Genomic DNA, 11,914 nt, shown 5'->3' with positions numbered 1-11,914 from the left:
TTTGTGGAGCAGTTAACAAATGACTATCTATACAGTGCCTTTAAAGCGAAGGATACTCGTTTTGATGGCCGCTTTTTTATCGGTATCACTACTACTCAGATTTATTGTCGTCCAGTTTGTCGCGCACGGCAGGCAAAGGCTGAGAATTGCTGCTATTTCAAAACGGCTGCCGAAGCGGAATTGGCAGGTTTTCGTCCATGTTTATTGTGCCGTCCTGAACAAGCGCCAGGAAATTCGGTAACGGATGCTCAGACAAATTTGGCGGCTCAAGTTGCCAAAGTGCTGGAGGAGCATTGCGGTAGTGGTATTCATTTGAAGGAGCTGGCCGAAGAATTAGGCTATACAGACCGCCATTTGCGACGGGTATTTTTGGAAGAATACCATGTTTCACCGATTCAGTATTTGCAGACCTGTCGCTTGCTGCTGGCAAAAAGCTTACTGACAGATACGAATTTGTCAGTCATAGAAGTGGCAATGGCCTCTGGATTTGGCAGTTTACGCCGGTTTAATGCTTTATTCCAAAAACACTACCAACTAACACCAACCGCGTTGCGTAAAGAAAGCATCAGTGATCAGCGGGAAAAGGATAAGATTACCTTAGCACTGGGATATCGGCCGCCTTATCGTTGGCAGGAGCTGCTAAACTTTCTTGAGAAACGGGCGATTGAGGGGGTTGAAAGGGTCCAGGATAATACTTATCTGCGAACCGTTCGACTCGCGAACTTTGAAGGAAAAGAATGCTCGGGTTGGATAAAAATACAGCCCATGGAAGGCAAAAATTTGTTGGCAGTAACCCTTAGTGAAAGCTTGCTGCCAGTTTTACCGCAGGTGTTAAGCAGAGTTCGTCAATTGTTTGATTTGTATTGTGATCCGACAGTTGTTTATGAGACCCTTAATCATATGGAAAATTTTGCTTGCGGGACGCGTATTCCTGGCTGCCTTGATCCGTTTGAAATGGCCGTGCGAGCGATTCTTGGACAGCAAATCACAGTGAAAGCTGCTAGTACATTGGCTGCCAGAATTGTTCAAAAATTTGGAACGCCAATTCAAACACCTTTCACTGAATTAACGCACACCTTTCCTACGCCGCAAACGGTTTTGACGTTGGAAGGAACAATTGAAGAAAATTTGGGCCAATTGGGTGTAATTGCCACGCGTTCGCGAACGATTAAAAGTTTGGCTGAAAGGTTGTCAGCAGGGACGATTCGTTTTGGCCCTCAAGCCACTCCTGAAGCAGAAGTAGAAAAGCTGTTGGCGATTCCCGGTATTGGCCACTGGACCGCCCATTACTTAGCAATGCGTGCATTGAGCTGGCCGGATGCTTTTCTGGAAACGGATGTTGGAATTAAGAAGGCTTTAGCACCATTAAAGCCGAAAGAAATGCTGCAGCTAGCCGAAAATTGGCGACCGTGGCGCAGTTACGCTACAGTCAGCTTGTGGAATTCATTATAAGAAGGGAAGATGCAGATGCATTATGTGACGGATTATTCTTCACCGATTGGACCCTTAACCTTAGCTGCAACCGACCAAACGCTAGTGGGGGTATGGATGAAGGATCAAAAATATTATGGTGCAGGTTTATCGGAAGCAATCACTCAAAATCAGCAGCTGCCGGTTTTTCTTCAAACCAAAAATTGGTTGGATGCTTACTTTGCCAATGAAAAACCTGCTATTTTCGACCTGCCTTTGAAGCCGGTCGTCAACGAATTTCGGCAAACTGTTTGGACAGTATTGTGTCAAATTCCTTATGGTGAAGTGATGACCTATAAGGAGGTTGCTCAACGTACAGCCGAAAAATTAAACAAAACTTCCATGTCTGCTCAGGCAATTGGCGGAGCTGTCGGTCACAACCCGCTTTCGATCATCATTCCTTGTCATCGAGTAGTGGGAACAAACAGCAGTTTAACTGGATACGCCGGGGGACTCACTAAAAAAATTTATCTTCTTCAACATGAAGGTGTGGATACTAGTAAGTTTTTGATTCCTACTAAAGGTACTGCTTTGTGACTTAAAAAACGGAGAGTTTATTAACAGACGTGAATGCTGAATTCATGTCTGTTTTTTTTGTCTGTTTTGAAAACCACCTGCAATATCGGTGATTTCATTTGAATTTCCTGTCGTCGTTTAAGTTTTTGTAATAAGTGCGATTTAATTTATCAAGTACGCAGTGGTTATGCTCATTCATCGATAGTATCAATTAACTTAATACTCATGCTCTCTTCGCTTTAGAACTCGTATCTCTGTATCAAATTCAACGATTCGATGGAACAAGGCACCTTTAATAGCAGCTGCTGTTTATAGGGCTTAATGCTATGTTTACTTGGATTTAAAAATATTTTTTATTCTAATTGGAATTGTAAACGAAAGAGTATTTCAAAAAGTTACCTACAACAATTCTCACCTAATAGCAAAAAAAATCTTGCATTTTCAGACAAATTCACCTAAACTTTAGAAATGAGAGGGAGAATGAGAATCATTATCAGTTAGATAAGGAGTGATTCGTTGAAAAAAAGATGGATTGTTGCTCTTTTATTCCTCTTGAGTGGTTTCTCGATTTTCTTAGGTGTAAAGGATTTAATGCTGCAGGAATTACTTCAGGGGAATCAGGAGCAATGGCTGGTTTTGGCAACTACGCGGATTCCGCGAACCGTTAGCTTGATTCTAGCAGGAGCAACCATGAGCATTTGTGGTTTAATTATGCAGCATTTAACCCAAAATAAGTTTGTTTCGCCGACTACGGCCGGGACAATGGACAGTGCACGTCTGGGGATTTTATTGGTGATGCTCTTCTTACCAAATGCTTCAACCCCGATGCGAACCTTAGCAGCTTTTGTCTTTGCTTTTTTAGGAACAATGGTTTTTCTGGCATTGAGTCGGCTACTGCCGGGAAAAGATCCGGTGTTCCTTCCACTGTTAGGTGTAATGTTTGGCAACATCATCGGCTCGGTAGCAACTTTCTTTGCCTACCAGTTTGAGCTGATTCAAAACATGTCCTCCTGGTTGCAGGGCAACTTTTCTTTAGTAACCAAGGGAAGCTATGAATTGTTGTATCTGACTATTCCACTATTCTTTGTGATCTATATTTTTGCCTATCTTTTCACAATTGTAGGCTTGGGTGAAGATGTAGCTGTCAATTTGGGAATCAACTATCAGCTAACTCAAACCTTTGGCATTGCCTTAGTAGCGGCAGCTAGTGGTTTGGTTTTGATAATGGTAGGAACAGTACCGTTTTTAGGAGTCATCGTACCCAACGTTGTCTCGTTGATTTATGGCGATCACGTAAAGCAAACCTTGTGGATTACTGCTTTGTCGGGCAGTTTGTTTTTAATAGTTTGTGATATGATTTCGCGAGTGGTCATTGCGCCTTACGAAGTTCCAGTCAGCCTGACAGTAGGCGTTCTAGGCAGTATTATCTTCATTTATCTACTGGTTAGGAGGCGGCAGGCATGAGAGCTTTTCCCTTAAAAAAAGGAACAACGATTGCGGTATTAATCTTGGTGGCCATTGGGTTGTGCGGGCTTTACTTAACTTATAACACCTATGGGAATTTTCAATTTGCCTGGATGCTGAGGGGCAAAAAGGTTGCGGCCTTTTTACTAGTAGCGCTGGCAACAGGTATGGCAACGGTCAGCTTTCAGACGCTGACCCAGAATCAATTTTTAACTCCGAATATTTTAGGCTTGGATTCTTTATACGTTTTAATCCAAACCATTTTGTTTTTTACGGTTGGCGGTGTAAAAATGCTGTCACAGGAACAAACGCCCTTATTTTTAATCAGTATTTTACTGATGGCATTGTTAAGTTTACTGCTGGCCAAGGTGCTTTTGCAGCGGCGGCAAAATGATCTGTTTATTTTGCTGATGCTAGGGATGATCTTTGGCACATTATTCAGCAGCACCAGCAGCTTCCTTCAAGTGATGATGGATCCGAATGAGTATGACCTGCTGCAAGGTCGGCTGTTTGCCAGCTTCAGCAACGTCAACACCAACCATTTGATTCTGGCAGCAGTGATTATTTTGACGGGTTCGCTTCTATTATATGGGGTAAATCGCTACTTGGATGTTCTGCATTTAGGAGCAGATCAGGCTACCAATCTAGGGCTCTCGTTAAATCGCTTCCAGATTCTAATTTTATTTTTGGTTAGTCTGTTGACAGGAACCGCTACAGCATTAGTAGGACCAATAACCTTTTTGGGGTTTATTGTTGCTAACATTGCCTATCAGCTGATGCCAACCTATCGCCATAGCTACCTTTTTCCAACGGCGGTACTGCTAGGAATCATTTTTCTAGTCGGCAGTCAGTTTCTAGTAGAGCAGGTTTTCCATTTGAAAACAACGGTCAGTGTCGTAACGCAATTTATCGGCGGCGTCTATTTTATTTGGAAAATTATTCGTGAAAGGAGGCGTCAAGGATGATCGATGTCAAAGATGTATCGAAAAATTACGGCAGCAAGCAGGTTATTACCGAAGTTCGTTTGCCGATTAAAGAGAAACAGCTGACCGCTTTTATTGGTCCCAATGGTGCTGGTAAGAGTACGCTTCTGTCAATGATTAGTCGTTTGATTGAGATTGATACTGGTGAAATATATTTGGATCACAATGAGGTAAAAGCCTGGCGATCCAATGAACTATCAAAAAAGCTGTCGATTCTTAAGCAAAGCAATGGCTTAAGTCTACGAATTACTGTTCGTGAACTAGTGAGCTTCGGTCGATTTCCTTACAGCAAAGGTCGCCTGAACCAAGCAGATTATCAATTGATTGATCATGCGCTGGACAAGCTGGGCTTAACTGAAATGGCTGATGATACAATTGATACCTTATCTGGCGGTCAGCTGCAGCGAGCTTATATTGCTATGATTTTGGCTCAGGATACGGAGTACATTTTATTGGATGAGCCGTTGAACAATCTAGACATGAATTATGCGGTTCAGCTGATGCAAACTTTACGGCGTCTAGTCGATGAGGAGAAAAAAACGATTCTTTTGGTGATTCATGACATTAATTTTGCTGCCAGTTATGCGGATGAAATTGTAGCTATGAAGGCAGGACAGATTTTTGCTCATGGTACCACCGATGAAATGATCCAGTGCAGTGTGTTGGATCCTTTATATGAAATGAACGTCAAAATTTGCGAGCTTGAGGGCAAGCGCTTTTGTATGTATTTTAATTAAATTGGAGGAAATAAATGTGAAAAAATATATGGTTAGTTTGTCAATTTTATTGTTAGGATTTGGTTTAGCAGGATGCGGGTCGTCCAATGATGGAACCGCGGATTCAAGCAGCGGAACGGCGCAAAGCAGCGCAGCTAAAGCGGAAACCTTAGAGGTTACCGACAGCAACGGGAAAATAACTGTACCTAAAAATCCTAAAAAAGTTGTGGTATTTGATAATGGTTCATTGGATACGATCGATGCATTGGGCGCTGGTGACAGTATCGTAGGTGCAGCAACAGATAACCTGCCGGCTTACTTGTCAGATTACAAAGGGATTGATTCAGCTGGAGGTATCAAGGAACCAGATTTGGAAAAAATCAATCAAATGCAGCCAGATTTGATCATCATTTCCGGTCGTCAAAGCGATTTCCAAGATCAACTAAAAGAAATTGCTCCAACCATGTATTTGGAGGTAGACACTTCTGACACTTGGAACTCTATTAAGCACAACGTGGAAACCTTAGGAAAAATCTTTGACAAAGAATCTGAAGCCAAAGAACAATTGGCTGCTTTAGAAACAAGTATCAAGGAAACCAAAACTAAAGCTGAAGAAAGTAAAGATAAAGCCTTAACTGTTTTGGTGAATGAAGGCCAGCTTTCCGCTTATGGTAAAGATTCTCGCTTTGGTATTATTTATGACACCTTTGGTTTTGCCGAAGCTGATGATGCAATTGAAGCATCTACTCACGGCCAAAGCGTTTCCTATGAATATGTCTTAGATAAAAATCCAGATATTTTATTTGTTGTAGATCGCACTAAAGCGATTGGTGGAGATAGCACTGACAATGATGTGGCTGGGAACGAATTAGTTGCCCAAACAACTGCTGGCAAAGAAAACAAAGTGATCACACTTCAGCCAGATGTTTGGTACTTAAGCGGAGGGGGACTAGAATCAGTAAAACTGATGCTTGAGGATGTAAACAAAGCGTTCGAATAGGAAAATTATACTTAGGGAGGCCAAAACAACTGTTTTGGCCTTTTTGAATAGCTTTCAATCGAAAATAAGGCTAGAGCTGTTTAAAGTGATTAATTGAACGGCTTTTTTAGCATGTATAAATAACTTATTTTTAGAGGAGAAACTCATAAAAAAAGGGGAAATCAAAGTATGATACTTGCATATAACTTTTATCGGTTGAGAATTGTGGTTTTTTATTTATTTCTTATACATAGAAAAAGAATCGCTGAATTAGTAAATGATAATAAAACATGTTAATCAGCGAACAAAAAAGTTATTTTATTGTTAAATATAATATACAGAGAGTTAGAAAGGTGTGGGGAAGTGAAAAGAAAATTTATAGCTATAAGTTTAACAGTTTTGTTAATTTTACAAGTCATTGTTCCAACGTTCACTTATGCACAGGGAACAGACGAATCTGGAACAAAGGACTCGCAGGTTTCTGAAGTAACGAAATCGACAGAGACAACAACTGCTTCTACGACTGTCAGCAGTCAGGGGAGTATAGCAGCGAGCAGCAGTGTGAATAAGGAAAGTAGCAGTTTAACCAAAGAAAGCAGCACAGATACGACAGAACCGTCGATATCTGCAGCTAAAGAGAAAGCACCTGCTGCTGCAACTAAAACATTACGTACAGCCATTACGGATAATATCTTTACGTCTGCGAAGCTTTATAAAATTAATGGCGATGAGGTTCAACCATCAGATACATTGCCTAACATGTCAGGGATTAAACTAAACCTGAAGTTCTCGTTTGCTAATAAGAATTATCAGGCTGGGGATACCTTCACGACCCAATTACCTCAACAGATTGCCATCGCCAAGGATTTATCCGGTGATTTCAGTCCTATGACATCAGCAAACTGGAAAATCAATGCTGCTACAAAAGAATTAACTATTACCTTTTTAGAGGATAATGTCGCAGCGGAAGAATATGAATTAACCTTGACGACTTCTCTTGAGAAAGTTAACGGCATTGATGAAGAGACACAAAAAGTCGTATTTGACACAACACCTACACAAACTATTTTCAATTTAGAAATGACCTCTAGTGTAGATACTGGGAAAAATACTACAGCAGTAGCCATGGACGATTTGAATCCTAAATCTGTTCAAATCAATTCTGCTTTTAATTTAGATCGAACCAATAAAGATAATCGAATGTTTCGAGTGGAAGCGTACAATTATACTAGTAAACTTTCTTTTGATTCCATTAAGGTATATACCAGCGACGTGGATTTCAACGGTGCCTTGGTTGGAGAAAAAACTTTGCTGACAGTTGACAGCGACTACAAGGTATCGTTAAAAAATGCGGGTACCAATCAGGTTGCCGCGGAAATTCAACTGACGAAACCAATGAATAAGAAGGCAGTTTTTGTTGAATCAATTGTTACTGGTGTAGATGGTAAGAATTACGTGGACGAATCCATTGCTGGCGCCGAGTATAACTATTTATATGCGTATGGGTATACCTATCAAGATACCACCAATATCAGTTCTTCTTCAGCAAGCAAGAGCTTTGTAACCTTGCAGCCACTGGAGGCAAAGGGAACTATCAACAAGGATACCGGCAACATTGATTGGGAAATTAAGTACAACTTCAACGAGCAGCCATTGACCACTGCCTCTCAGTTAACAACTAACTTAGCTGACCAAGGGGTCGAATTTGTACCAGGCTCCTTATCTGTTGAAAAGGTAGGCTTCACATATAATGGCGGCAATGATTACGAGGTCAACACTCAAGGGGACGGTACTAATGAGCTATCGGTCGTTTCTAAGACAGATGGGTCGTTAACCCTGCAACCGAAAGCGAATACTACTCAGGCATATATTGTCAGATATTCTACGAAGATCACCGATCCGACAGAACGAGTGATCAAGAACAAAATCTCTAATGGAACAGTTAACAAAGAAGCACAGGTTAGTCTAATTCCTAATTTATTATCCAAAGAATCTGGAACAATTGATGTTTTCAATCGTACAATGGAATGGACAATTACGATCAATGCCGAAAAATATCGCATGAAGAATCCGGTAGTTCACGATTACTTTATTGGGGCAGTTAAGTCCTATACTGATTTAACGGTGAAGAAAAAAGTTTCTGATACGGAATTTGTTCCTTTAACCGAAAACGTGGATTACAAGCTGACAGGGTTTGATGAGAATGGTTCTCCAGCCGGTGTACAACCGAATGTGAATGGGGCACCAGACAGCTTCAACGGCGGCGTTCGAATTGATTTCTTGGGAGATTATCAGCAACTGGATGATACCTTAGTCATTACAATTAAGACGAAACTGGAAACCTCAGATCAGCGTACAGATATTAAAAATAAAGCAACATTAAATTATGGAGATACACCAGGCGTGATCGAGTATGAAGCTAAAGGCGTCTTTACCGATCCTTATTACACTGGCGGTGCTAAACTAGGCCGAGCTTCTACAATGGATGATCAGTATTTGTATCAAGACTGGCTGGTTTTGTTGAACTCGAAAGGAACCAAGTTCAACATGACCAAAATGGCAGATACTTTGCCAGCTGGCACTGAGCTGGTACCAGGCTCTCTACGCTTTGAAGAAGTGACCAGTGAATCAATGCTGACCAACATTCAAAACTATTTGCGTTATGATTACAACTTAGTACCAGAAGGCGATGATGCTTACCCAACCAAAATTGATACTGAGAATAATCAAGTCAATTTGGAATTTGCCAAGCTTGGAGAAAAACGGGTGTATGTAAAATACAAAACCCGTGTGAAACGAGACTGGTATGTTTATCAACGTTTAGATAATAAGGCCGAAGTGACGTATGATTCGCAAACACCGGTGGATTATCAGTATACTGTCTATGCTAGCAATTATGATTATGCTCTGCAGAAATCAGCGGCTAAGGATCCAACTAAGGAGAATGTCGCTAACTGGACACTGCAAACGAGAAATATTTCTTCCAATATGTCAGTGGAAGATCCGGTGATTTCCGATACCTTAACACAAGGAACGACCAATGCAGCCTATGATCCGACTTCCTTTGTTGTTACAGACGCGTCAACTGGTGAAAAAATTAGTACTGATCATTACCGTCTAACCTTTGGAGATAACTCCTTCAAGCTGACGTTCTCTGATTACAAAGCTGAAAATAATATCAAAGTTACCTACAATACGATTAGCGAATTCCCAGGCTTGGTGAAAAACCAATCTCAGGTGGATTCTGCAAGCTATGGCGGATTGAATATTTACTATCGTCAGTCCAGTGCCAATGTAAATCTAAACTTTACTAGCGGCAGCGGTTCTGGTGTGGTGAAAACAGCCGATTTATCCGTTATAAAAGTAGATAAAGAGGATGAATCCAAAGTATTAGAAGGAGCTACCTTTGAAATCCTGACAGCTGACGGCGATGAAACCGGCTTGAAGGCCGACACCAATGTGGATGGGAAAGTTACTTTCACTGGGTTACCATTAGGAGAGTACCTTCTGAAGGAAAGCAAGGCACCAAACGGTTATGAAATCAATGCCGAGTATGCAACTGGCAAATTGATTAATTTAACGGAGAATATGAATGCTATTAAGGTGACTAATGCTAAAACTATTCCTAATAGTGTTGAGTTAGTTAAAACCGATAAATTAACAAGTGAACCACTTAAAAATGCCGTCTTCCAGCTGCAAAAAGCAGATGGAACAGCAGCAGACGACAACGAATATACGACGGATATCGATGGAAGCATTGTAATCACTGGTTTAACAAAAGGGGATTACCAGCTAGTAGAAACCCAGGCACCAGAAGGGTATCAGCTAGACGTAACACCGGTTAAATTTACTATTTCTGAACGGCAGGGCCAAGTAGTTAATTTGAAGAAAACCAATACTCTGTCTACGGGTTCCGTTGTTTTAACCAAGACGAATGAACAACAGGATCAAATGCTGAAAGGTGCAATCTTCCAGTTGAACTCTAGTGACGGGACCGAGATGCAATCGAATCTGGCTACCGATGGGAACGGCAAATTAACAATTAAGGATTTGGCACCGGGAGACTATCAACTAGTGGAAACCCAAGCACCAACCGGATATGTACTAGATGAAACGCCAGTTGAGTTTACTATCACTAAAGCTCAAGCAAAGGCTGCTGAAGTTCAGATGATTAACAAGGCAGAACCAGCTAAACTAGGATCAGCTATATTAACCAAAACGGATGCCAAAACTGGCGAAGCATTATCCGGAGCCGTTTTCGAATTGCAAGACGGACAAGGGAAACAGCTTAAATCAGATTTAGTAACCGATGAATCAGGCAAATTATCGCTCGAAAATCTTACAGCAGGAGATTACCAGCTAGTAGAAACCCAGGCACCAGAAGGGTATCAGCTAGACGTAACACCGGTTAAATTTACTATTACTGAACGGCAGGGCCAAGTAGTTAATTTGAAGAAAACCAATACTCTGTCTACAGGTTCCGTTGTTTTAACCAAGACAAATGAACAACAGGATCAAATGCTGAAAGGTGCAATCTTCCAGTTGAACTCCAGTGACGGAACCGAGATGCAATCGAATCTGGCTACCGATGGGAACGGCAAATTAACAATTAAGGATTTGGCGCCGGGAGATTATCAACTAGTGGAAACCCAAGCACCAACAGGATATGAACTCGATGCAACGCCGGTTGAGTTTACTATCACTAAAGCTCAAGCAAAAGCTGCTGAAGTTCAGATGATTAACAAGGCAGAACCAGCTAAACTAGGATCAGCTATATTAATCAAAACGGATGCCAAAACTGGCGAAGCATTGTCCGGAGCCGTTTTCGAATTGCAAGACGGACAAGGGAAACAGCTTAAATCAGATTTAGCAACCGATGAATCAGGCAAATTATCGCTTGAAAATCTTACAGCAGGGGACTACCAGCTAGTAGAAACCCAGGCACCAACCGGATATGAAGCCGACCAGACACCAGTCAAATTTACAGTGACTACTGAAGCGAAAGCAATTGAGCTGGTGAAAACGAATAAGCGAATAGAAGGCAGTGTTCTTTTAGAAAAAGTAGACGATGTGACGGGAGCAGCTTTACCGGGAGCAGAATTTACCTTGAAGTCAACTAAGGGAAAAACCATGGTTGATAAAATGACAACAGATGACAACGGACGCTTAGCAGTCAAGGAATTACCAGAAGGAGATTATCAGTTCATAGAAACTAAAGCACCGGATGGTTATAAACTAGATGCTGCGCCAGTAACCTTTACGATTAAAGGAAAAGATGAAGTCCAAGTCAAGAAAACCAATAAGCTTCTGCCTAACACGGTTGTTCTGAACAAGATAGATAGTCAAACCTCTGAACGCCTGGCCAAAGCCGATTTTGAGCTGCAGGATGACAAAGGAAAAACTTTGCAAAAGAATCTGACTACTAATGAAGCCGGAACCTTCGTGCTGGAGGACTTAGCACCGGGTAAATATCAGCTGGTAGAAACACAAGCTCCAGCAGGTTACGTATTAGACAATACGCCAGTAACCTTCGAAGTCAAAGATGAAAAAGAATCACTGACATTAACGAAGAAAAATACGAAGGAAGAAACAGAAACAAAGCTTCCAACAACATCTGGCGGCAGTACGCAAAGTACCCAAAGTACTCAGCGCCTGAACCGCACCTATCTTCCTAAAACAGGGAGTCAAAATGCACCAATTCTATTAATTATCGGAGCTCTATTGATAATTGTAGTTGGAGTAGTTTACGTAAGAAGAAAACGTCATTAAACCTTAGAACCATCCAG

At 41.4% G+C, this 11,914-nt stretch carries 7 protein-coding genes; all 7 read left to right on the top strand.

Annotated elements, in window-relative coordinates; translation table 11 throughout:
- Positions 1-3 precede the first annotated feature (3 nt).
- The 7 genes from IGI46_RS21785 (at position 4) to IGI46_RS21755 (ending at position 11,897) form a co-directional block, all read left to right on the top strand.
- Positions 4-1,452 carry an AlkA N-terminal domain-containing protein gene (locus IGI46_RS21785; RefSeq protein WP_429974243.1) on the top strand — a complete coding sequence of 483 codons (1,449 nt, stop codon included), beginning with the start codon at positions 4-6 and terminating at the stop codon, positions 1,450-1,452.
- A gap of 15 nt (positions 1,453-1,467) precedes the next feature.
- Positions 1,468-2,007 (top strand): methylated-DNA--[protein]-cysteine S-methyltransferase, encoded by a 540-nt coding sequence (locus IGI46_RS21780; protein ID WP_429974242.1) that lies wholly within the window; start codon positions 1,468-1,470, stop codon positions 2,005-2,007.
- Positions 2,008-2,502: 495 nt separating this feature from the next.
- Positions 2,503-3,450, top strand: coding sequence for an ABC transporter permease (locus IGI46_RS21775; protein ID WP_429974241.1), 948 nt, complete (start codon positions 2,503-2,505; stop codon positions 3,448-3,450).
- A complete protein-coding gene (locus tag IGI46_RS21770; protein ID WP_429974240.1) occupies positions 3,447-4,415 on the top strand; it encodes an iron chelate uptake ABC transporter family permease subunit in 969 nt (322 codons plus the stop codon). Before IGI46_RS21775 ends, IGI46_RS21770 begins: the two co-directional genes overlap by 4 nt.
- A complete protein-coding gene (locus IGI46_RS21765) occupies positions 4,412-5,170 on the top strand; it encodes an ABC transporter ATP-binding protein (protein WP_429974239.1) in 759 nt (252 codons plus the stop codon). Before IGI46_RS21770 ends, IGI46_RS21765 begins: the two co-directional genes overlap by 4 nt.
- Positions 5,171-5,186: 16 nt before the next feature.
- On the top strand, positions 5,187-6,149 hold the full coding sequence (locus IGI46_RS21760; RefSeq protein ID WP_429974238.1) for a siderophore ABC transporter substrate-binding protein: 963 nt from the start codon (positions 5,187-5,189) through the stop codon (positions 6,147-6,149).
- 342 nt (positions 6,150-6,491) lie between these two features.
- Entirely contained in the window at positions 6,492-11,897 is a 5,406-nt protein-coding gene (locus tag IGI46_RS21755; protein ID WP_429974237.1) for a SpaA isopeptide-forming pilin-related protein, read from the top strand.
- Positions 11,898-11,914 lie beyond the last annotated feature (17 nt).

It is taken from the genome of Enterococcus sp. AZ163 (assembly GCF_050498925.1).
Taxonomy (GTDB): Bacteria; Bacillota; Bacilli; order Lactobacillales; family Enterococcaceae; genus Enterococcus_A; species Enterococcus_A ferrettii.
The sequence above is the reverse complement of the archived record's forward strand: the minus strand, read 5'-3'. Positions and strand labels throughout refer to the sequence as shown.

Excerpts from the sequence above, each read along its gene's own strand:
- IGI46_RS21780 (WP_429974242.1), top strand. The coding sequence starts at position 1,468 with ATGCATTATGTGACGGATTATTCTTCACCGATTGGACCCTTAACCTTA.
- IGI46_RS21770 (WP_429974240.1), top strand. The coding sequence starts at position 3,447 with ATGAGAGCTTTTCCCTTAAAAAAAGGAACAACGATTGCGGTATTAATC.
- IGI46_RS21765 (WP_429974239.1), top strand. The coding sequence starts at position 4,412 with ATGATCGATGTCAAAGATGTATCGAAAAATTACGGCAGCAAGCAGGTT.